The organism is Kluyvera cryocrescens NBRC 102467, from assembly GCF_001571285.1.
GTDB lineage: Bacteria > Pseudomonadota > Gammaproteobacteria > Enterobacterales > Enterobacteriaceae > Kluyvera > Kluyvera cryocrescens.
On sequence record NZ_BCTM01000001.1, the window covers coordinates 95155 to 117268 of the forward strand.

The 22114-nt window shown below is 52.3% G+C and carries 23 protein-coding genes and 3 tRNA genes; 5 read left to right on the forward strand and 21 right to left on the reverse strand.

Annotated features, from left to right (window positions below):
- Nucleotides 1–61: 61 nt before the first annotated feature.
- The 5 genes from KCR01S_RS00495 to KCR01S_RS00515 all read right to left on the reverse strand — a co-directional run bounded on the left by KCR01S_RS00495 (nt 62) and on the right by KCR01S_RS00515 (nt 5050).
- On the reverse strand, nt 62–778 hold the full coding sequence (locus KCR01S_RS00495; RefSeq protein WP_052283505.1) for an ABC transporter ATP-binding protein: 717 nt from the start codon (nt 776–778) through the stop codon (nt 62–64).
- Nucleotides 775–1653, reverse strand: a complete 879-nt coding sequence (locus KCR01S_RS00500; RefSeq protein ID WP_061279189.1) for an ATP-binding cassette domain-containing protein — start codon at nt 1651–1653, stop codon at nt 775–777. The genes KCR01S_RS00495 and KCR01S_RS00500 overlap by 4 nt, the downstream gene beginning before the upstream one ends.
- Nucleotides 1650–2939, reverse strand: a complete 1290-nt coding sequence (gene livM, locus KCR01S_RS00505) for a high-affinity branched-chain amino acid ABC transporter permease LivM (protein ID WP_061279190.1) — start codon at nt 2937–2939, stop codon at nt 1650–1652. Before livM ends, KCR01S_RS00500 begins: the two co-directional genes overlap by 4 nt.
- Nucleotides 2940–2948: 9 nt before the next feature.
- Nucleotides 2949–3863: an ABC transporter permease subunit gene (locus KCR01S_RS00510; protein ID WP_061279455.1), complete on the reverse strand. Its 915-nt coding sequence runs from the start codon at nt 3861–3863 to the stop codon at nt 2949–2951.
- 65 nt (nt 3864–3928) lie between these two features.
- A complete protein-coding gene (locus KCR01S_RS00515; protein ID WP_061279192.1) occupies nt 3929–5050 on the reverse strand; it encodes a branched-chain amino acid ABC transporter substrate-binding protein in 1122 nt (373 codons plus the stop codon).
- A gap of 536 nt (nt 5051–5586) precedes the next feature.
- On the opposite strand from KCR01S_RS00515, the gene KCR01S_RS00520 reads away from it, so the two are divergent.
- Complete coding sequence (locus tag KCR01S_RS00520; protein ID WP_061279194.1) at nt 5587–6792, forward strand: serine hydrolase domain-containing protein; 1206 nt, start codon at nt 5587–5589, stop codon at nt 6790–6792.
- A 252-nt stretch (nt 6793–7044) separates the two neighbouring features.
- Here KCR01S_RS00520 and KCR01S_RS00525 read toward each other — a convergent pair.
- The 6 genes from KCR01S_RS00525 to uvrY form a co-directional block, all read right to left on the reverse strand.
- Nucleotides 7045–7131 (reverse strand) — tRNA-Leu (locus KCR01S_RS00525).
- Nucleotides 7132–7143: 12 nt separating this feature from the next.
- Nucleotides 7144–7217 (reverse strand) — tRNA-Cys (locus tag KCR01S_RS00530).
- Between the two features lie 43 nt (nt 7218–7260).
- Nucleotides 7261–7336: transfer RNA gene (locus tag KCR01S_RS00535), tRNA-Gly, on the reverse strand.
- A 151-nt stretch (nt 7337–7487) separates the two neighbouring features.
- Complete coding sequence (pgsA, locus tag KCR01S_RS00540; RefSeq protein WP_061279195.1) at nt 7488–8036, reverse strand: CDP-diacylglycerol--glycerol-3-phosphate 3-phosphatidyltransferase; 549 nt, start codon at nt 8034–8036, stop codon at nt 7488–7490.
- 55 nt (nt 8037–8091) lie between these two features.
- The gene (gene uvrC / locus KCR01S_RS00545) at nt 8092–9924 is read right to left on the reverse strand and encodes an excinuclease ABC subunit UvrC (protein ID WP_061279197.1); all 1833 of its coding nucleotides are present in this window, start codon (nt 9922–9924) and stop codon (nt 8092–8094) included.
- The gene (gene uvrY / locus KCR01S_RS00550) at nt 9921–10577 is read right to left on the reverse strand and encodes a UvrY/SirA/GacA family response regulator transcription factor (protein WP_035894107.1); all 657 of its coding nucleotides are present in this window, start codon (nt 10575–10577) and stop codon (nt 9921–9923) included. Before uvrY ends, uvrC begins: the two co-directional genes overlap by 4 nt.
- 457 nt (nt 10578–11034) lie before the next feature.
- On the opposite strand from uvrY, the gene KCR01S_RS00555 reads away from it, so the two are divergent.
- Entirely contained in the window at nt 11035–11259 is a 225-nt protein-coding gene (locus KCR01S_RS00555) for a DUF2594 family protein (RefSeq protein ID WP_052283513.1), read from the forward strand.
- Between the two features lie 70 nt (nt 11260–11329).
- Here the strand turns inward: KCR01S_RS00555 and sdiA are convergent, their stop codons facing one another.
- From sdiA to KCR01S_RS00595, 8 genes are all read right to left on the reverse strand, one after another.
- Entirely contained in the window at nt 11330–12052 is a 723-nt protein-coding gene (gene sdiA / locus KCR01S_RS00560; protein WP_061279199.1) for a quorum-sensing transcriptional regulator SdiA, read from the reverse strand.
- Between the two features lie 318 nt (nt 12053–12370).
- A complete protein-coding gene (gene tcyN / locus KCR01S_RS00565; protein ID WP_061279201.1) occupies nt 12371–13123 on the reverse strand; it encodes an L-cystine ABC transporter ATP-binding protein TcyN in 753 nt (250 codons plus the stop codon).
- Nucleotides 13120–13788: a cystine ABC transporter permease gene (gene tcyL / locus KCR01S_RS00570; protein WP_052283516.1), complete on the reverse strand. Its 669-nt coding sequence runs from the start codon at nt 13786–13788 to the stop codon at nt 13120–13122. The genes tcyN and tcyL overlap by 4 nt, the downstream gene beginning before the upstream one ends.
- Before the next feature lie 13 nt (nt 13789–13801).
- The gene (gene dcyD, locus KCR01S_RS00575) at nt 13802–14788 is read right to left on the reverse strand and encodes a D-cysteine desulfhydrase (protein ID WP_061279203.1); all 987 of its coding nucleotides are present in this window, start codon (nt 14786–14788) and stop codon (nt 13802–13804) included.
- 80 nt (nt 14789–14868) lie between these two features.
- Nucleotides 14869–15669: a cystine ABC transporter substrate-binding protein gene (gene tcyJ / locus KCR01S_RS00580; protein ID WP_061279205.1), complete on the reverse strand. Its 801-nt coding sequence runs from the start codon at nt 15667–15669 to the stop codon at nt 14869–14871.
- Nucleotides 15670–15755: 86 nt separating this feature from the next.
- Nucleotides 15756–16307: a flagella biosynthesis regulatory protein FliZ gene (fliZ, locus tag KCR01S_RS00585; RefSeq protein ID WP_233269630.1), complete on the reverse strand. Its 552-nt coding sequence runs from the start codon at nt 16305–16307 to the stop codon at nt 15756–15758.
- A 59-nt stretch (nt 16308–16366) separates the two neighbouring features.
- Nucleotides 16367–17086, reverse strand: a complete 720-nt coding sequence (locus tag KCR01S_RS00590; RefSeq protein ID WP_061279456.1) for an RNA polymerase sigma factor FliA — start codon at nt 17084–17086, stop codon at nt 16367–16369.
- A 169-nt stretch (nt 17087–17255) separates the two neighbouring features.
- On the reverse strand, nt 17256–18593 hold the full coding sequence (locus tag KCR01S_RS00595; protein ID WP_061279208.1) for a flagellin N-terminal helical domain-containing protein: 1338 nt from the start codon (nt 18591–18593) through the stop codon (nt 17256–17258).
- A 263-nt stretch (nt 18594–18856) separates the two neighbouring features.
- Here KCR01S_RS00595 and fliD point away from each other — a divergent pair, with 263 nt between their 5' ends.
- From fliD to fliT, 3 genes are read left to right on the forward strand one after another with little or no spacing between them, the layout of a single operon-like run.
- Complete coding sequence (fliD, locus tag KCR01S_RS00605; protein ID WP_061279210.1) at nt 18857–20257, forward strand: flagellar filament capping protein FliD; 1401 nt, start codon at nt 18857–18859, stop codon at nt 20255–20257.
- Between the two features lie 23 nt (nt 20258–20280).
- Entirely contained in the window at nt 20281–20691 is a 411-nt protein-coding gene (gene fliS / locus KCR01S_RS00610; protein ID WP_052283522.1) for a flagellar export chaperone FliS, read from the forward strand.
- Nucleotides 20691–21065, forward strand: coding sequence for a flagella biosynthesis regulatory protein FliT (gene fliT / locus KCR01S_RS00615; RefSeq protein ID WP_052283523.1), 375 nt, complete (start codon nt 20691–20693; stop codon nt 21063–21065). The genes fliS and fliT overlap by 1 nt, the downstream gene beginning before the upstream one ends.
- Nucleotides 21066–21108: 43 nt before the next feature.
- Here fliT and yedD read toward each other — a convergent pair whose 3' ends face one another.
- Nucleotides 21109–21522, reverse strand: coding sequence for a lipoprotein YedD (gene yedD, locus KCR01S_RS00620; protein WP_061279212.1), 414 nt, complete (start codon nt 21520–21522; stop codon nt 21109–21111).
- A gap of 229 nt (nt 21523–21751) precedes the next feature.
- Nucleotides 21752–22063 (reverse strand): flagellar hook-basal body complex protein FliE, encoded by a 312-nt coding sequence (gene fliE / locus KCR01S_RS00625; RefSeq protein ID WP_061279214.1) that lies wholly within the window; start codon nt 22061–22063, stop codon nt 21752–21754.
- Between the last annotated feature and the right edge of the window lie 51 nt (nt 22064–22114).

A 22114-nucleotide genomic window follows, 5' to 3' on the forward strand; every position in this document is an offset into this window, starting at 1 on the left:
TATTCAGGCGGCAATGATGCAGGAGTTTGCCACCGAACTCCAGCATCATTGCCCCATCACGCTATACGCCGCCCAGATAGGCCTTACGAACATCCTCGTTGCCCAGCAGTTCCTCACCGCTCCCGCTTAGACGAATTTGCCCGTTGACCATCACATAGCCACGATCCGAGAGCTTAAGCGCATGATGGGCGTTCTGCTCCACCAGAAATATAGTCATGCCGTTGCTGGCCAACTCACGAAGCGTCTGGAAGATCTGTTTTACCACGATAGGCGCCAGCCCCAGACTCGGTTCATCCAGCAGCAACAGCTTAGGGCGGCTCATCAGTGCGCGAGCTATCGCCAGCATCTGCTGTTCACCACCGGACATCGTCATCGCCCGCTGTTTGCGTCGCTCCTTTAACCGAGGGAACAGATCAAACATGCTTTGCAGATCCTCAGCCGCATACTTATTGCCAATAGGGATGGTCCCCATCAGCAAGTTTTCTTCGACGGTCATATCAGGAAAGATACGCCGCCCCTCCGGCGCCTGCGCTATCCCCGCCGAGGCGACGAAATGGGTCGATTTATGACTGATATCCTCACCGCCAAACAGGATCTGCCCGCTTCGCACCCGCGGCTGGCCAAAAATGGACATCAGCAGCGTCGACTTTCCTGCGCCGTTAGCGCCAATCAGCGATACGGTTTCGCCCTTATTCACCTGCAATGACACCTGTTTAAGCGCCTGGATCACGCCATAGAACACATCCACTTCACGAAACTCCAGCATCGGTTCGCTCATAGATGAACCTCATCTTCGCTGGCACCCAGATAGGCAGCAATGACCTTTTCATCATGCTGGATTTGCTCCGCTTTGCCCCGCGCAATGACATCGCCGTGATCGAGCACGATAATATCGTCCGAAATCTCCATCACCATTCCCATATCATGTTCAATCAATAAGACGGTTATCGCGTGGTGTTCCCGCAGGAAGCGGATGATTTTGCTTAACGCCAGCGTTTCCACCGGGTTGAGGCCGGCAGCCGGCTCGTCAAGACAGAGGATTTCCGGCCCGGTACACATCGCACGCGCAATCTCCAGCCGCCGCTGCTGGCCGTAGGACATCTCACCGGCCAGCCGGTTAGCGCAATCGACAAGATCCACCACCTCCAGCCAATAAAACGCACGATCCAACGCCTCGCTTTCCGCCCGGCGGTAGGCTGGCGTATTCAATACGCCAGCGATCAGATTACGGTTAACCTGCATGTGCTGCGCAACCAACAGGTTTTCCACCACCGACATTTCGCGAAACAAACGGATATTCTGAAACGTGCGCGCCAGCCCCGCCCGATTAACCAGGTGCGTGCCGCCAAACATTTTGTAGAAGACTCGCGAACCAAGTTGCGCCGGATTCAGCCAATCGCCCGGCTGGAATTTTTGCCCGAGGATCTGAATGACGTTGGTGGTTTTGCCCCGCGCATTAAACAAAATATGGCCGCCGGAGGCTTTGTAGAAACCGGTCAAACAGTTAAATACCGTGGTTTTTCCCGCACCGTTTGGCCCGATAAGCGCCGTAATCGACCCGCGTTCTACTTCGAGGTTCACGTCGTTTAGCGCTTTAATCCCACCGAAATGCATCATCAGATGCTCAACGCTTAAAATCACATCGCGGCTCATGGTGCGACTCCTTTACGCACGGCATAGCCGCTGCGATTAATACGAATCAGGCCGCGCGGCCGCCAGATCATCATCACCACCATCAGCACGCCGAACAACAGCACACGGTATTCTGCAAAGCTGCGGAGTAATTCCGGAGTGACGGTCAGCACAAAGGCCGCCAGCACCACGCCCACGGTCGACCCCATCCCTCCTAACACCACGATGGCGAGGATCAACGCCGATTCAAAAAAGGTAAATGAAGTCGGGTTCACAAAGCCTTGATAGGTCGCGAAGAACACCCCGGCAATCCCCGCCGTTGAGGCGCCGAGGGTAAAGGCTGAAAGTTTTACCAGCACATGGTTCAGGCCCATCGAGCGGCAGGCTATTTCATCTTCCCTCAGCGCTTCCCACGCGCGGCCAATGGGCATTCGCGTCAGGCGATGCTTGATATACAGCACCAGCAGCACGACCAGCACCAGGACGGCGTAGATAAAAATAAACTTCATGTTGGGGTTGTAGCTCAAATGGAAAAACTCGTGGAACGGCACGCCCCCCTCTTTGGCCCGCCGGCCAAACTCAAGCCCAAAGAAGGTCGGCGGCGGTGCGGAGATCCCATTTGGGCCGCCGGTGAAGCTCAACCAGTTATTGAGGATCAGGCGGATAATCTCGCCGAACCCCAGGGTGACAATCGCCAGATAATCGCCGTGCATACGCAATACCGGGAAACCGAGCAGCGCCCCAGCCGCGGCGGCCATCAGTGCGGCGATAGGCAGCATTGACCAGAAACCCAGCCCCAAATACTGATAGCCCAGCGCGAGGCCATAGGCGCCAATGGCGTAGAAGGCCACGTACCCCAGATCCAACAGTCCGGCCAAACCGACGACAATGTTCAGCCCTAAACCCAACAGAACATAAATCAGACCGAGGATCGCCACGGTCAGCACATATTTAGTGGCGACAAACGGGAAGCAAATCGCCAGTGCCAGCACCAGCGGGATTATCCAGCGCATCCGGCTTTTATAACCCGCTGGGCGCACGTAAACCCCAGCGCTATCGCCTTCAAAGCGTGCCGCAAAGCGGCGGCCCGTTTGGGTCATCAGAAACGCACTGAGCAGAAATCGTCCCGCCATCACTGCCGCGATGATCCACACCAGCCGCTGCCCTTCAAAGTTAAAGCTATAGCCGTCCAGCACGACGCCAACAATGGGGCCAAAAAGAATCAACGCCACCAGTCCTGAGAAAATGGTGTCCAGCACGCAGCGTTTGAATGAAAAGCCATTCTGAGAAGCCGTTAAGGTTGTCATGTTCCGCTCCTACACTTTGGCCACAATCGGGCGACCGAGCAGGCCCTGCGGACGGAAAATAAGGATCACCACCAGCAGACCAAACGAGAACACGTCTTTGTAATCCGAGTTCACCATCCCGGAGAACTGCGCCTCTGCCACCCCCAGCAGCAGCCCACCGAGCATGGCCCCCGGCAGCGAGCCGATTCCGCCCAGCACCGCGGCGGTGAACGCTTTGATGCCGATAATAAATCCGGCATAGAAATCAAAGGTGCCATAGTTCATGGTAATCAGTACCCCGGCAAGTCCCGCCATCGCCGCGCCAATCATAAACACCAACGAGATAACCCGATCGGTATTAATACCCAGAATGGACGCCATTTTGCGATCCTGCTGTACCGCACGACACATCCGCCCTAAGCGAGTGTGGCCGATAATCCAGGTCAGCAGCAGCATCCCGGCAAACGAGGCCACCAGAATAAAGATTTTGGTATAGGTGATTTGTACAAACCCTTCACCGAGGTGCAGACGCAGCACGCCGTCGAGCATCGTCGGCACGCCCTGCTGGCGCGGCCCCTGGCTGATTTGGGCGTAGTTTTGCAGAATCAATGACATCCCAATGGCGGAGATCAACGGTGCTAAACGCGTTGAGTTACGCAGCGGCTTATAGGCGATGCGCTCAATCGTCCAGCCATACACGCCGGTCACCACGATGGTAAACACCAGCGTACCGAGAATAAGCAAGGGGAAAGAATGCAGACCGAAGAAGGAAAGCAGCGCCAGACCGATGGCGCAGAGGTAAGCCGAGATCATATACACTTCGCCGTGGGCGAAGTTAATCATGCCAATAATGCCGTACACCATGGTGTAACCAATGGCTATCAATCCGTAAACTGAACCGAGCGTCAAGCCATTGACTAACTGCTGCAGAAAGAATGTCTCCATCATCGTGCGCTCTTGTTATAGGCCTATTATTGAGCGCCGGCATGTCGCCACGCCGGCGCTGAGCGTTACTCGACTTCTTTATATTTGCCTTTGTCATCCCACTGGTAAACGACGTAGTCCGAGACTTTCAGGTCCCCCTTGTTGTCCCAGGCTTTTTTGCCCATCACCGTTTCCACCGGGTTAGCTTTCAGCCAGGCGCTGGCTTTGGTTGAATCAGTACCGCCGGTTGCCTTAAACGCCGCGGCAATGGCCTGGATGGAGGCATAGGAGTAGAGGGTGTAGCCTTCTGGTTCAAACTTGTTGGCGCGGAATTTCTCAATAACCGCTTTGCCGTCTGGGATCAAACGCGGATCTTTGCCGAAGGTCATATAGATGCCTTTGGTATATTGCGGACCGCCGGCGGCAGTCACCATCTCTTCGTTGACAATACAGTCGCCGGAGAAGAATGCCGCCTGAACGCCCTGCTCACGCATCTGGCGCACCAGCGGGCCCGCTTCCGGGTGACAGCCGCCGAAGAACACCACATCCGGTTTCTGGGCACCAATTTTGGTCACCAGCGCGTTAAAGTCTTTTTCACCGCGCGACAGCCCTTCATACATCACGTCCTTCACGCCGCGCTTGGCCAGCGCCGCGCGGGTGGCATCCGCCAGCCCCTGCCCATAGGTATCTTTGTCATGAATAATCACTACCCGCTTGGCTTTCAGCTTATCGATAATGAAATCGCTGGCGACGCCACCTTGTTGGTCATCACGACCGCACATGCGGAACATGTCATTCATGCCACGCTCGGTGATCTGCGGGTTGGTGGATCCTGGCGTGATCGCGATAATCCCGGCATCGCTGTAAACTTCAGATGCCGGCATAGTAGAAGAAGAGCAGAAATGGCCAACGACGGCCTGGACCTTATCCTGATCGACCAGTCGGTTCGCTACCGACACGGCCTGTTTGGGTTCGCAGGCATCATCGCCCTGCACCAGCTTAATTTTTTCGCCGTTGATCCCCCCAGCGGCGTTAATGTCCTCTGCGGCCTGAGTCGCACCGTGCCAGTACTGATCGCCGTAAGTCGCGTTCGGCCCGGTAAACGGCCCTGCAACGCCAATCACGATATCAGCCTGGGCGGAAAACGCCGTCACCAGACAACCTGCCAACACAATAGAAAGCGGACTTCTAATCAATTTCAGCGACATTATTATCTACCTTAGCAAAGAGGTTTATGCATAGCGGTGTGAAGCCGAACGACTGGCACGTTCACCAAACAAACGACATCCTGACAATATCCTGCTGATAACGGCGAGGTTTCCTTACGCTTTTCAGGCCAAATCATTAAGCAAAATGGCTGCCAACTTTGCGCGCCATTGCCTGGAATTCGACAATTTTGAGTATAGAGCGCCGTTTTGGGGCTTCCGGCGGATTGAGATGAAATTACGGTAGTGATCACATCTGGTTAACAATAAAGTACATAAATAATGCAATAGTCACGCTTTGCGCATTTTTGCTGCAAAATGTACGGGTTATGTTAGCTGATGGTGCAAACGGGAGGATTTTTCGGTGCAACGAACGAGCGGCCTGAGACAACAACAAAAAAAACCATATTCTGAATAACTGGCCTGAAGAGACCACGGTACCTGCAGTCCTGTCGGCCAAAATGTAACAAACAGTGCGTTTGAAGAGCGCCAGATGTGGTACATTTTCCGCGCGCCGATGACCACCACACACAACAGGTATGCAGAACATTACTACCCGATTCCACTGGATGCTGTTTGTTATCCCGTTATTCAGCGGCTGCGGCACGCTCTCACAAATGTCCTCCCCGGCAGGTACTCAGGAACTCCTCACTCATCAATCGCTGGATGGCGACGTTGATAGCGTGGTACGCCGCTATATGAGGCAAAAAAAAGTCTCCGGGATGAGCGTCGCGGTGATCCACAATTACGGCGAGCCGCAATTTTATAGCTGGGGCGTGACCGATGCGGCCCATCGCTATCCCGTCAGGTCAGATACCCTGTTTGCCCTCGGCTCCCTCAGCAAAGGGGTAACGGCAGAAGTGGTGGCATACCTGGTGAATGAAGGACAACTCAGTTGGGATGATAAGCTCGCGACACTGTTACCGTCAGGTACACCGCTCAGCGCAGATGCGCAAAACATTACTTTGCTCGAGCTGGTCACTCACACCTCCGGACTGCCGCGCCAGAATATGGATTTTCGAATGCTGAAAAAATTCATCGGCTATTTAGGTAGTGGTGAAAATTTTTATGGCGAGCTGGATAGCGATAATGTGCTGCATTATTTAGCCGACTGGCGTGCGCCACAAAGTAAAACGCCGGAATACTCCAATCTCGGCTATGCACTTATCGGTTACATCCTGAAATATAAAACGGGCAAAGATATACAGGCTTTAGCGTCGCACTTTATTTTTCGACCATTAAAAATGGTTCACAGTAGCTTCATTCCCCAGGAGTTAAAAGGATTCCCACAGCGTGCGCTTGGTCACGCAGGCGATCAGCCGAAATTCATCCCACGTGGGCAGTTAACCCCCGATTGGCATTTCACCAATAATATGGTGGCGGCGGCGAGTTTATACAGTAACGCCGAAGATTTGATCGCCTATGCCCGCTATCACGTATCAAAAACCGACGACAACGTGCTCGATGTGGTTTTTTCCGAGGTCAGTCATGCCTATTTTCAACGCTCCGATGGTTCACAGGACCTTGCCTGGGTAACCGACTTTATCGGTCGGGAGAAAATTACTTATCAAGTAGGCTATATTGGCGGCTACTCCAGCTTTATCGGTTTTGATAAAGAAAAGGGCAATGCGGTCGTGGTGCTGCAAAATGCCTTTAACTGGAGCAACTATATTGGCATGACGCTTTTGATAGATATGGCGAAAAACGATCGCCCTATCTCTGGCAACCGTTTCGAGAAAAATTAGACTGATTGACCACCTACTCCCGTGCACTGGTTACCAGGAGATAGATACCGTGATTATTTCATGTATGCGTATTTACCTGAACCGCGACGGGGTAAACCTATCCTCTCGCTGATGGTTCTGCAGAAACAGCAGTGCCAGACCTTTGCCCTGATGGCGAAAGCGAATCACGAGCTAAAGGGACAAAAACAAAAAAACCACCCGTAGGTGGTTTCACGACACTGCTTATTGCTTTGATTATTCTTTGCTTTCCCATGGTACCCGGAGTGGGACTTGAACCCACACAGCGCGAACGCCGAGGGATTTTAAATCCCTTGTGTCTACCGATTCCACCATCCGGGCTCGGGAAGAAAGTGGAGGCGCGTTCCGGAGTCGAACCGGACTAGACGGATTTGCAATCCGCTACATAACCGCTTTGCTAACGCGCCTTTGAAGCTTTACTCACACCCGCAACTGCCGATGCGTTTAATTTGGAGCGGGAAACGAGACTCGAACTCGCGACCCCGACCTTGGCAAGGTCGTGCTCTACCAACTGAGCTATTCCCGCATTATCAAGTTGATTTGCTAACCACTTGATTTTGCTATCGTCTGGCAATCAGTGCTGCCGTTCGATGCGTTGCATTCTACTTATCTGACGCGATGAGTCAACGGTATTTTTCGCAACTTTGTGTCGTTTGCTGAAAATAACGGCGAAACGATCACTCTTGAAGCAAATCACCGCGCGCAGCGTTCAAATATTGCAGCATTGACCACAGTGTCAGTACCGCAGCAACCAGGAATAATGCGATACCGGCCCATTCAACCCAGATATTTGGACGCCACAGCATCCAAACCAGCGCAGTCATCTGCGCGGTGGTTTTTACTTTACCCACCCAGGAAACGGCAACGCTGCTGCGTTTACCCAGTTCAGCCATCCATTCGCGCAGCGCAGAGATAATGATCTCACGAGCAATCATGGTGGCGGCTGGCAGCGTTACCCACCAGGTGTGGTAGTGTTCAGCCACCAGCACCATTGCAATCGCCACCATCACTTTATCCGCAACCGGATCAAGGAAGGCGCCGAAGCGGGTGCTTTGGTTCCAGCGACGGGCAAGATAGCCATCAAACCAGTCGGTTATCGCTGCGATAAAGAAGATCAGCGCGCAGGCAAACGGCGCCCAGACAACGGGAAGGTAGAACGCCAGCACGAAAAACGGAATCAGGATGACGCGGAACAACGTAAGCAATGTAGGGATATTATATTGCATGGCGTGGTAACTATCTGTTGTTAGTAAATATTAGCCCTATGTTGCTACAGAGCCCCTAATGTTTCAACGAGTAGAAGATCTTTTCTGCTAACCCAAGCGATATTCCGGGTACTTTCGCGATGTCATCGATGGTTGCCTGCTGCAAACCCTGCAAACCGCCCATATATTTGAGCAGCATCTGGCGCCGTTTTGGCCCCACGCCTTCAATCGTCTCCAGCGTGCTGGTACTCTTCACCTTCGCCCGTTTCTTACGATGGCCAGAAATAGCGTGGTCGTGTGATTCATCGCGAATGTGCTGGATCACGTGCAGCGCAGGTGAATCCGGCGGTAGACTAAATCCCTCACCTTCCGGTTCGAAAAATAGGGTCTCCAGCCCGGCTTTACGGTCGCTGCCTTTGGCAACACCAAGCAGCAAAGGATGGTGCTTATCCCACGGCACATCCAGCTCGGCAAAAACCGTCTTCGCCTGTCCCAACTGCCCTTTCCCGCCGTCGATCAAAATCACATCGGGAATTTTACTCTCATCAATCGCTTTACCGTAGCGACGGCGTAAAACCTGATTCATTGCGGCGTAGTCATCGCCCGGGGTAATGCCGGTAATATTATAGCGGCGATACTCCGCCCGCAGCGGCCCATTAGCATCAAATACCACGCAGGAAGCGACGGTCTGTTCGCCCATGGTGTGGCTGATATCAAAGCACTCCATCCGCTTAATCGCCGGTAGCTTAAGCTCCACGGCCAGCGCCTGCAGGCGTTGATGAACAGTAGACTGCTGCGACAGCTTGGTTGACAGCGCCGTGACCGCATTGGTGCGCGCCAGTTTTAAATAGCGTGCCCGATCGCCACGCGGCTTGGTCTGCACCTGGATGCGCCTACCGGCCATCTCGGATAAAGAATCCGCCAGCAGCGTTTTGTCTTTCAACATGAAATCGAGCAGGATCTCGCCGGGCAGCGTGCGCACCTGGCTCCCCTGGAAATAGAACTGGCCGACAAAAGTCTCCACCACTTCTCCCAGCTCGGTATCGTTCGGCACTTTCGGGAAGTAGCTGCGGCTACCCAGAACTTTGCCCTGACGAATAAACAGGACGTGCACGCAGGCCATGCCGGCTTCAAATGCCACGCCGATAACATCAAGATCGTCACCGTTATTCGAGACAAACTGCTTCTCAGTCACCCGACGCACGGCTTGAATCTGATCGCGAATACGCGCCGCTTCTTCAAAAGCCAACGTCTCGCTGGCTTTTTCCATCCGCTCAATAAGCTGCGTAAGCACCTGATCGTCTTTACCCGAAAGGAATAGCCGCACGTACTCTACCTGCTGCGCATACTCCTCTTCGCTCACCAGCCCCTTCACGCAGGGGCCAAGACAGCGACCGATTTGGTACTGCAGACAGGGGCGCGACCGGTTACGGTAGACGCTGTTTTCGCATTGACGAATCGGGAAAACCTTTTGCAACAGCGCCAGCGTTTCACGTACCGCGTAGCCATTGGGGAATGGCCCAAAATACTCACCCTTCGCATGCTTTGCGCCGCGATGGGTCGCCAGGCGTGGGTGAGTATCGGCACTCAGAAAGATGAAAGGATAAGATTTGTCATCCCGCAGCAGAACGTTGTAGCGCGGCTGATACAGCTTGATGTAATTATGCTCAAGCAGCAGCGCTTCCGTCTCAGTGTGGGTAACGGTGACATCAATCTGGGCGATTTGGGCGACCAGCGCTTCCGTTTTGCGGGAAGCTACGTTGGTACGAAAATAGCTGGCAAGGCGCTTTTTGAGATCTTTGGCTTTGCCAACATAAATAACCGTGCCGCCGGCGTCATACATACGATAAACGCCGGGCTGGCTGGTCACGGTTTTCAGAAAGGCTTTTGAATCAAAAACATCACTCACTGACTTGCTAACGACTCCGCATTGCACAGGCCATGGCGAATTGCCAGGTGGGTCAGTTCAACGTCACCGTGAATATTCAGCTTACTGAACATACGATAGCGATAACTGTTTACCGTTTTAGGACTCAGACTAAGCTGCTCCGAGATCTCATTCACCTTCTGACCTTTAGTGATCATCAGCATAATCTGCAATTCACGTTCAGACAAACTGGCAAACGGGGATTCCGTTTTTTCAGGTTCAATCTGACTCAATGCCATTTGCTGAGCAATATCCGAGGCTATATAACGCTGCCCGGAGAACACAGAGCGAATTGCATTGACCACCTCTTGCGGGGCGGCACCTTTACTGAGGTATCCCGCAGCACCGGCCTGCATGACTTTCGCCGGCAGTGGGTTTTCCGTGTGAACGGTTAACATAATGACTTTGGTATCGACCGCGGAACGCGCAATTTTACGCGTTGCCTCAAGGCCGCCAATCCCCGGCATGTTCATATCCATAAGCACAACATCAACCGGATTAGCACGGCACCACTTCACCGCATCTTCCCCACAGTTGGCTTCGCCAGTGACTCTAATACCTTTTATATCTTCGAGAATGCGTCGTATCCCTGCGCGCACCAGTTCGTGGTCATCAACAAGAAGGACGTTGATCAAAGGAATAATCTCCAGAATAGGGATAACGCTACTACTGCTTAATTCCCCCATAGTACCGGGTTTTATATCAACTGTGAAAGTCTAAAAATGCCAGAGCATCGATTTCGATCTCGTTTTTGGAAATAATCATGTACATCTTCTGGAAAGTTCTAAAAAACAACAAGATGCCGGCATTGACGCTAAGTACATTTACGGGCATAAGCCGCGGAAACAGATGCTTTGTCGTATATTTGATAAATACGCCTTATAATATGTAACAATAATTAACGGCGCATGAACCATAATTAAACAATTCAATGCTAACTTGCTGTCTATGCTCTGTTAAATAATAATTAATATCAGATCTGAGCAGCGCGCAAAAAACAGTCACTCCTGTTTTTCTGCAGGCTTGTGGTATACTGCGCCGCTTTCATAATCCGCATCGCGCATATTGCGCAGAAATTGTACGAGGCAATAAATGAGCACACCTGATTTTTCCACCGCTGAAAATAATCAAAATCTGGCGCAGGAAGTTTCCTGCCTGAAGTCGTTGCTGACCCTGATGTTACAGGCTATGGGCCAGGCAGACGCAGGCCGCGTGATTATTAAGATGGAAAAGCAAATTGCGCAGTTAGAAGATGACGCTCAGGCTGCCGTATTTTCCAGCACTGTTAAGCAAATTAAACAAGCTTACCGTCAGTAATAATAAACCGGCTGTCAGCATCATTGCTCACAGCCGGTTTGCGGTCTGGCACGCAGAACCCCGACACAGCTCAGATCACGCCAATCGCCGCAGCATAGCAGGCAATCTGCGTTTTATTCGGCGCATTAAATTTCTTCTGCATGTTCTTCTGGTGAAAATTCACCGTATTTTCCGAAATAGCCAGAATCATCGAGATTTCGGCCGACGTTTTACCTTCCGCCGTCCATTTCAGAATTTCTAATTCACGCTTACTGAATTTCATTTCCCGCGGCATCACCATCTCATCTTCCAGACGTAATAATGCCAGCAGACTCAATTCCAGCAGAATCTGTAAATGCAGCGCGATTTCATCATCCGCATGCGTATTACGCGAGGTTCGGGTTCTCGATACCGATAAGAAACCATGCGCATGGTTTGGCAACATCAAACACTGGGTGGCGCCGGTCAGCAGGCCATGATCGCGCGCGGCGTCCCACAGCTCCTGAGCATCACAGAACAACTCGTCATTCCAGCGCAGATGGCCCATTGAAAAGTTGCCGGGTTTGAGTACCGGATCGATAGCCATGTAGTTTGCCGACTTATACTGCGACATCCAGGCATCGGGATAAGTGCTATACGCCGAAATTTTTGGTCGCGTGAATGGCACGGGATGCCGAACGCACAGGGCAAAGAAATCGTACTCCAGAAGTTCCGTTTGCTGCTGGAGCAGCTGGTAGATCTGGTCGCTTGCCGAAGCTGCCTGGAAAAGATGCAGCATTTCCCGCCGCCAACTGAAAAAATCATCGTCTCTCATCACTAACGAGAAACCCCCTGATTAGGAATCATTATTATGAATACAGAAAACTAACACATAAATCTTATTTATATGTATAAAATATCATGCATCAACAAAATAAACCGAATTCCCCCTATTTTTGTAACTCACTGCGCGATATTCCCGCAATCAGACGCTTTTACCGATCCTCAGACGACATAATAACTACCTATTGATTAGGCATACTTAAGTAAAATTTTTAATGAAAAGTACGATGTCAGCGCTAACCCATCATTTGCGATGGAAAATAAGTCATTAACTCGCGCCCCGGCTCATCGCGCAGGGCGCGAAACGGCGCTACTGCATGAGGAATTTCTCAAGGAACTGGCGGGTACGCGCCTGCTGTGGATGGGCAAACAACGCTTTGGCCTCACCTTGTTCCACAATTCGCCCCTGATCCATAAAGATAGCTCTGTCAGCCACATCGCGGGCAAAGCTCATTTCATGAGTCACAATCACCATTGTGCGTTTTTCCTGCGCCAGCGCGCGGATAGCGTTAAGCACTTCCCCCACCAACTCAGGATCCAACGCAGAGGTCGGCTCATCAAACAAAATGACGTCCGGACGCATGGCCAGCGCACGAGCGATCGCAACGCGCTGCTGCTGTCCACCGGACAAACGGCGTGGATAGCTCTCCTCTTTCCCCACCAGCCCGACTTTGGCCAGCAGTTCGCGGGCTCGGGCAATCGCTCCCGGCTTATCTTCACCTTTGACGATCACCGGTCCTTCAATAATATTCTCCAGCACCGTACGATGCGGGAACAAATTGAAGCTCTGGAACACAAAACCCACATGCTGACGTAAGCGGCGAATCAGCCCTTTCTGCTGGCTGATAGGTTTCGCCGTATCGATGGTGATCTCTCCCACGCGGATGGTGCCGCTCTCCGGCTGTTCGAGTAGGTTAATACTGCGCAGCAGCGTGGTTTTACCGGAACCGCTCGGCCCAATAATGGCCACCACTTCCCCCTCTTCCACCTCGAGGTTGATTCCGTGAAGCACCGTTTGCCCATGGAATTTCTTCACCAGGTTTTTGACTTCTATTGCACTCATTTCGGGTCTCGCTCCTGGCGGTTAAGCTGATTTTCAAAGTAGTTCTGCAGCGCCGACAGCACCGTTGCCATTACCCAGTAAATCAACGAGGCGGCAAGATACATAGTGAACACTTCCAGCGTACGTGAGGTGATCAACTGCGCCTGACGGAACAATTCAGGCACCTGAATAGTCGCGGCCAGCGAAGTATCCTTCACGAGGCTAATAAAGCTGTTGGACAGCGGCGGCAGCGCCACCCGCGCGGCCTGTGGCAAAATGGCCCGGCGCAGCGTTTGCCACGGCGTCATGCCGATACTGGCGGCGGCTTCCCACTGCCCTTTATCAATTGACGAAATCGCCGCACGCAGCGTTTCGGCGGCGTAGGCCGCGGTGTTGAGCGACAGGCCAATCATCGCCGACGGGATAGGATCCAGCTCAATACCAAACTGCGGCAGGCCGTAGTAGATCATAAACAGCTGCGCGATAAGCGGGGTGCCACGAAAAATCGAAATATAGCAGCGCGCCAGCCAGCGCACCGGTGCAATGGACGACATGCGCATTAGCGCGAGAATAAACCCCAGCAGCAGGCCGAAGAACATTCCGCCAATACTGAGCTGCAGCGTGAAAACGGCGCCTTTAAGCAAATACGGCGCGGAATCGATAATTAATTGAATACTTTCTTGCATGGGCGCGTTCTATTTAAATGTGAGGATGATAAGCGAACAGCGCAGGCGCGCCGCCGGTATGAACAAACAGAATAGACCCTTCATCCTTAAAGCGTTTCTGACTGATGCCGTCGATAAGACCCGCCATGGCTTTGCCGGTATATACCGGATCAAGCAAAATACCTTCCAGACGAGCCAACAGCTTGACGGCTTCCATACCTTCATCATTAGGAATGCCATAGGCCGGGGCAAAATAGTCATCCCACAGGGTGATACCGGCATGTGCCGTCAGCTCAAGGCTGCGGGCAATCTCCTGCTGTAAGGTCACCACTTTCGGTAGCTGGTCGGCAACTTTACGCGAAACGGTCACGCCAATCAGCTCTGCGTCAGGCATCACCTGCTCAAGCCCCACCGCCAGGCCCGCATGGGTTCCCGCACTGCCAGAAGCTACCACCACGGACGAGATCGATACCGCGCCTTCGCACTGCTGCGCAATTTCCAGCGCGCTTTCCACATAGCCCAGCGCCCCCAGCGCATTCGAGCCGCCAACCGGAATCACATACGGGCGAAAACCCTGCGCTTCAATGCGCGTCGCCAGTTCGGCTAGCTGGGCATTCGGATCGGTCAACGCATCGCACATTTCCACCTGGGTGTTAAAAAGATCGAGCAGCAGACGGTTGCCGTTGCTGAGGTAGTTCTCTGCGTTGGTCCCCATCGGGTTTTCCAGCAGCGCCACGCAATGAAGCCCAAGCTTTGCCGCCACGGCGGCCGTCTGGCGCACGTGGTTAGACTGAATTGCCCCAGCGGTAACCAGCGTATCGGCCCCTTCTCGGAGCGCGTCGGCGGCTAAAAATTCCAGCTTACGCAGCTTATTGCCGCCCATCGCCAGCGGCGTGACGTCATCGCGCTTAATGAAAATATCGCGGCCGATATAGTCAGAAAAACGCGGCAGGTATTCCAGCGGCGTGGGTGCGCCAATAAATTCCAGACGCGGAAAACGGGTTAAATTTTGCAGTGACATACAATCTCCTTGGTCTCGTTTTTATTATGCGCTTAAATAAAAAAAGGCGCTCTATCAGCGCCTTTTTTAAATCAGTACGGTTACTGCGTAACGTCAGCACCAAACCATTTTTCAGACAGCGCCTTCAGGCTACCGTCTTTGTGCATAGCGTCAATGGCACCGTCTACCGCTTTCAGCAGGTCTTCGTTACCTTTACGCAGCGCGACGCCGGATTCCTGACGAGAGAACGCATCACCGGCTACGGCCAGCGTATTGTTGGTTTTCTTCACCAGATCCAGCGCTGCCAGACGATCCACCAGAATGGCGTTGATACGGCCTACGCGCAGATCCTGGTATTTGGTCGGGTCATCATCGTAGGTGCGGATATCGACACCCTGCACGTTCTTACGCAGCCACTCTTCGTAGTTGGTACCCAAACCGACGCCGACTTTTTTCCCTTTCAGGTCAGCCGCCGTTTTGATGGTATCTTCACTGCCTTTTTTCACCAGCGCCTGAATACCGGAAATGGTATACGGAGTGGAGAAGTCATATTTCTTCTGGCGTTCCGGCGAAATGGTGACCTGGTTGATGACCACGTCGATACGCTTGGAATCCAGCGAAGCCAACATCCCGTCCCATTTGGTCGGTTTCAGATCGGCCTTCACGCCGAGGTGTTCTGCCAGCTCATTGGCGAACTCGACTTCAAAACCGGTCAACTTGCCATCTTCGCCCTGGAAACTGAACGGAGGATAGGTGCCTTCCAGCCCAACGCGCAGCGTACCGCGCTCTTTCACCTGGTTTAATAAATTCTCAGCAGCAAACGCTTGAACGCTTGCTCCCGCTACCAGCGCAGCGGCCATTACGCCCATCAGCGCCTGACGACCTAGAAACTTCAGCTTCATTATGCCCCCGAAAAGCTTCACTTTTTTGCTAGTGTAAACCGTTCGCCATCAATGACAAACACCCATGAGATACATCTTATTCCAATTTAATATATATCAGAGGTTTCACAGTCCGCGAAGTTTTGCTCGTCGCTCGGCGCTATCTGGCGATGAAAACGCAGGTATTTACGCAGCGCAATACGATAATTATTGGTGCTAACCGTCGGAAGCCACTGCTCAAGCTGTTCTTCAGCGTGGCGCTCGCGCAGCAACGTACGCGGAACCTGATGCTCATTGAGATGGTTTCCCAACCGCCGCAGCCGCACCACATATTCACGCACCGTACCGGCGCTCATGTCCGTCTGTTCGAGGAGATATTGTTTAAAGCCGATGATATTGAAGTATGCGCTTTGTTCTTTACAGTGCAGGTCACCGCAGAAACGGCACAAGGCGGACCATGCGCTACGTTCCTGCTGCCACGCGATTTCATCCATGAGGGTATCCAGGCGAGAGATAGCGATTTTATTGACTATCTCCCCCTCACGGACCAGCGTGATGCGATCCAGCAGCTTATGACAATGTGCGCAATGCGTTTGGCTGTGTTTGAAGTCTTTCAGATAGCGGCTTAATGGCCGTCTTTTTACCTGCATCATTATGATAACTCCGGGTTTTCATTTCATAATGCGGCATTTTTGGTCCAACGTGATGTTATTCCAAACTACAACTTACCCAGCTTGATGCGCAGACGCTTGATCGCCTGGCTATGCAGCTGACTGACGCGCGACTCCCCCACTTCCAGTACGGCGCCAATCTCTTTGAGATTGAGCTCTTCCTGATAGTAGAGGGTGAGCACCAACTTTTCGCGCTCCGGCAAGGCTTCAATCGCCTCCATGACGCGCTGGCGTAAGGAACCTTCCAGCAGTTGATGCAATGGGTTTTCGTGTTGATTCTCTTCCGTCACCAGCTCGATACTGTCGCCGTACTCTTCTCGCCACTCATCGTAGGAGAACAGTTGGCTATTATTCGTATCCAGCAGCACCTGACGGTACTCTTCAATCGCGATCCCCAATCGCTGCGCGACTTCGGTTTCCGTCGCGTTTCGTCCCAGCTCTTGTTCAAGTTGACCCAGCGTTTGCGCAACTTCACGCGCGTTCCGCCGGACGCTACGCGGCACCCAATCGCGGCTGCGTAGTTCGTCCAGCATCGCCCCACGGATGCGTTGCACTGCGTAAGTGGTAAATGCCGTTCCTTGCAGAGCGTCATAGCGTTCAACAGCATTCAATAAGCCGATACCGCCCGCCTGGAGCAGATCGTCCAGTTCCACGCTCGCCGGCAAACGCACCTGAAGGCGCAGCGCTTCGTGACGCACCAGCGGCACATAGCGTTGCCATAGCGAGTGTTTATCCATTACACCTTCAGCGGTATACATTGAATTCACGATAAACAGCCCTGCATTAATATGAGTTATCGGCACGATTATCCGTTTCTACAGGCGTTTTAATCGATGGAACAGTGGGGAAAAGAGGGGTTTATTTGCGGAGTAAGTGAAATTCCATTAACAAAAAAAACCCCGCCGAAGCGGGGTTGGATTATCAGGTTGCGGGAGATTAACCCTGCAGCAGAGACAGAACCTGCTGTGGAACCTGGTTCGCTTTGGACAGCACGGAGTTACCGGCCTGCTGAATGATCTGCGCTTTAGACATGTTCGACACTTCGGTCGCATAGTCGGCGTCCTGAATACGGGACTGCGCTTCAGACAGGTTGGTGGTGGTGTTGTTCAGGTTGGTTACGGCGGAATCCAGACGGTTCTGGACGGCCCCTAGGGAAGAACGGAATTTATCTACTTTGGCAATAGCATCATCCAATAAAGCCAGAGGATTGTTAGTGGCTGTGCCTGTAATTGTTTTAGTTGCTGCAGTATTGACCGTACCATCAGCATTAAGTTTATCGCTGATCTGTAGAGTAACTTTGTTGGTTGTTGCGGCTGTTGTCTGATCAGCAGCAACGGAGCTTCCTGAATCTGTTAAGGACGCGGCTTTTGCTGCATAATTTTTGCCTTGGAAAGTGACAAATGCAGTAGCTGCACCAGCGCTATCTGCCGATACTTTTACAAATTGCGCAGCTTGAGTTGCAGCGGTGCCAAGACCATTCGCAGGGTCTGTATATTCAACATCAGCTTTATTAAGAACAACCTTCCCATTCGCACGATCAATGGATGCTGCGTAGTAATCATTTCCTGATTTCACTACGTAGTTGGCTGTGGCTTTCCCATCTTTGTCAAGAACATTACTCAGGGTTAGCGATTTTGCATCAACACCTAAATCAGTCGCGACACCGCTAAGATCAACATCAACAGGCTTGCTACCAGCTGCGCCATTAACTTGTGTAACCGGCTCACTAACATTCAATGAGTTTTTAGAAACGGATAAGCTATTGAGCCCCAAAGTTGAGGAATCAATTTTCTGCAAATCGATAGAAATTGTCTGTCCATCATTCGCGCCAACCTGAATTTTCATGGTGCCGTCTTTTGCCAGCACATTCACGCCGTTGAACTGAGTCTGGCCGGATACTCGGTCAATTTCATCCAGACGGGATTTAATTTCGTCCTGGATAGAAGACAGGTCAGAATCGGAGTTAGTCCCGGTAGTCGCCTGAACGGTCAGTTCACGTACACGCTGCAAGTTGTTGTTGATTTCGGACAGCGCGCCTTCGGTGGTCTGCGCCAGGGAGATACCGTCGTTGGCGTTACGAGCTGCCTGAGTCAGGCCTTTAATGTTGGAAGTGAAACGGTTAGCAATCGCTTGACCCGCTGCGTCATCCTTCGCGCTGTTGATACGCAAGCCAGAAGACAGACGCTCGATAGAACTGGACAGAGCAGACTGGTTCTTGTTGATGTTGTTCTGAGTGATCAGCGAGAGGCTGTTGGTATTAATGACTTGTGCCATGATTCGTTATCCTATATTTCAAGTCGTTGATTACGTATTGGGTTTTCACCTGTCGGCTCAATCGCCGTCAAACTTGTTATCGTCTGCCGCAAAACAACCTTTAGAATTTTTTTTCGAATTCCCGATTTTTTTAGCCGCCGAATTACTCTTTTCTCTGCCCTTTATTCCTGCCATTAAAAAAAAAGGATTAAGGGTAAACTTTGTCGTATTCAGGCCGATAACCCAATTATTCATTTTACGTGTCGACATATTAAGGATTAAAAATGGCAAGCATTTCTTCATTGGGGATCGGATCGGGCCTGAAGCTTGGCGACATTCTGGATAGCCTGACCGCAGCAGAAAAAGCTACACTGACCCCCATTACAAAGCAGCAGTCATCCTATACCTCAAAACTCAGCGCTTACGGCACCATGAAGAGTGCACTGGAAGCATTCCAGACGGCCAATACCGCGCTGGGAAAAGCCGACCTGTTTACGGCCACCACCACCACCAGCAGCAGCACCGCGTTTAGCGCCACTACTACCGGTAATGCCATTGCTGGTAAATACACCATTAAAATTACTCAGTTGGCGCAGGCGCAAACCCTGACGTCGACATCAACGCAAAAAGACAGTAAAGCAGCCATCGCCACCAGCGACAGCGTACTGACCATTCAACAAGGTGGTGGCAAGAAGCCGGTCACCATTGATATCAGCGCCGCAAACTCTTCGTTAAACGGCATCCGTGATGCAATCAACAACGCCAAAGCGGGCGTCAGCGCCAGCGTAATTAACGTTGGCAACGGTGAGTATCGTCTGTCCATTACCTCCAATGACACTGGTAAAGACAACGGTATGACCCTGAGCGTCAGCGGCGACAGCGCCCTGCAAACCTTTATGGGCTTCGACGGTACAAGTGGCGGCATGAAAGAGAGCGTCACCGCACAAAACGCCGAACTCACCGTCAACAACGTGGCGATTGAAAACAGCAGCAACACCATCAGCGATGCGCTGGAAGATATCACCCTGAACCTGAATGATGTCACTACCGGCAACCAAACGCTGACCATCACCCAGGACAACACCAAAGCGCAGACCGCCATCAAAGACTGGGTGACCGCCTATAACGCGCTGCAGGACACCTTCAGCAGCCTGACCAAATACACTGCCGTTGACCCAGGCTCTGATGCGCAGAGTACAAGCAATGGCGCGCTGATCGGCGACTCTACCCTGCGCACTATCCAGACCCAGCTGAAGAGTGCGTTGAGCAACACCGCGAGCGCTTCCGCCTTTAAAACGCTGGCGCAGATTGGTATCACCTCCGATCCAAGTACCGGCCAGCTTAAAATCGATGACACCAAACTGACCGCGGCGCTGAAAAAAGATTCCGCCGACGTCGGCCAGCTTATCGTCGGCGACGGTAAAAAGACCGGTATTACCACCAATATTGGCAGCAACCTGACCAGTTGGCTTTCCAGCACCGGGATCATTCAGGCCGCCAAAGACGGCGTCAGCAAAACGCTGAATAAATTAACCAAAGACTACAACACCGCCAGCGATCTTATCGATCAGAAAGTGGCGCGTTATAAAGAACAGTTTACCCAGTTGGACGTATTAATGAGCTCTTTAAATAACACCAGCAGCTATTTAACCCAGCAGTTCGAATCCACCAGCAGCTCTAAATAATCATCACTATCAGGAGAGACGTCATGTACGGGGCAAAAGGTACGCAGGCCTACGCACAGATTGGAGTAGAAAGCGCGGTTATGAGCGCCAGCCAGCAGCAGCTTGTCACCATGCTGTTCGATGGCGCGCTCAGCGCGCTAATTCGTGCCCGCCTGTTTATGCAGGATGGCAATCTCGAGGGGAAAGGTCTTTCCCTGTCGAAAGCCATTAATATCATCGAGAACGGTTTAAAGATTGGCCTTGAGGAAGAGAGCAAAGATGAGCTAACGCAGAATATGTTGGCGCTCTACGCCTACATGGTTCGCCGTCTGCTGCAGGCCAATTTACGCAATGATAGCGGCGCGGTTGAAGAGGTCGAAGGCCTTATGCGCAATATCGCTGATGCCTGGAAGGAATCCTTACTTACGCCTAATTTAATTCAGGACGCCGTCTAATGAGCCACGCACCGCAGCTTTATCTCTCGTACCAGCAGTTGGTTGAAAAAAGCAACAGGATGCTGCGACTTGCCACGGAAGGACTGTGGGATGAACTGATTGCCAGTGAAATGGAATACGTTAATGCGGTGCAGAAAATTGCTCAATTAACCGAGGACAGTCAGCCCAACGATCCGCTTCAGGAACAGCTTCGTCCGCTTCTGCGCACCGTGCTGGATAATGAAAGCACCGTGAAGCGTTTGCTGCAGGCGCGAATGGACGAACTCTCCAGGCTGGTCGGCCAATCATCGATACAAAAAACGGTGATGAATACCTATGGCAACCAGGGCGGCTTCGTGCTGGTCCCGCAGGATAATGTCGATCTGAACCATTAATTGGGTTCGCTCCGGCTATCGCGACGCCGGAGCGACATCGGCCTTAAGGCAGTGCCGAAGCCAACGGCGTTTTGGCTAATGCTGCCGCACACTCTACCGTTGGGCGTTCGACGCGATGCAGCGTCATGCCATCATATGTCAGCGTACTGCCTTCACGTTCCACCGCGTAAACATCAAGCTTATTGGTAACGTTATACACCTCGTTATCGCGCAGGGTCAGCTTGCCCGGTAGCGCAATCACTCGCTGCCACTGGCGACAATCCAGCGTATCACCCGCCCGCGTAATCACCAGGCTGCCCATTGCCTCTGGGCTGACCAGCGCGCGCTGTGGCCCCGTGGTCTGCCAGTAACCTGCCAGCCCTTCCGGCGCCGGTGTTTTGACAACCGTGGAGTAATCCTCGATCTGCGCACAGCCCACCAGCGTCAGCAGCGCCGCTACAATGGCTAATTTTTTCATTATCCGTCCTGTTTCGGGAGAAAAATACAGCAACATTATAGCGTTAAACCCCCAGCCGTTTCACGGTAATTGACGATATGAGCGTGGCTTATGATGATGAGAAAGCAATGAGGAGGATAATTGATTTGAACAACATGAAGACCGTCCGACTAAGACGGGCGAACACATGGGACGAGGGAACTCGCACCTGAACATAGCGGTGGCGACCATCTCGCCACCCACGCCGATTTTACACCTGCATGCCCATCACTTCCTGATACGCGCTCACCAGCTTATTGCGCACCTGAATGCCCATCTGCAATGACACCGATGCTTTTTGCAGGTCGGTCATCACATCGTTCAACGCAATGCCAGGCTCACCCAGCGAGAACTTCTCTGCCTGCGTTCTGGCACTGGTTTGGATCTCGCTCACGCGATCCAATGCCGCATGCAGTTGGCCGGCAAAGCTAATGGTTGGCTGCGTATCCACGCTTTGATTACGCGCCATCGATGCCGTCGCCTGCATCTGCGACAGAACGCCCTCAATACCCTGAATCGCCATCTTGACTCCCAGATTGATTTTAACCTGTGAACGAGCTTAGCAGTTTGTCAA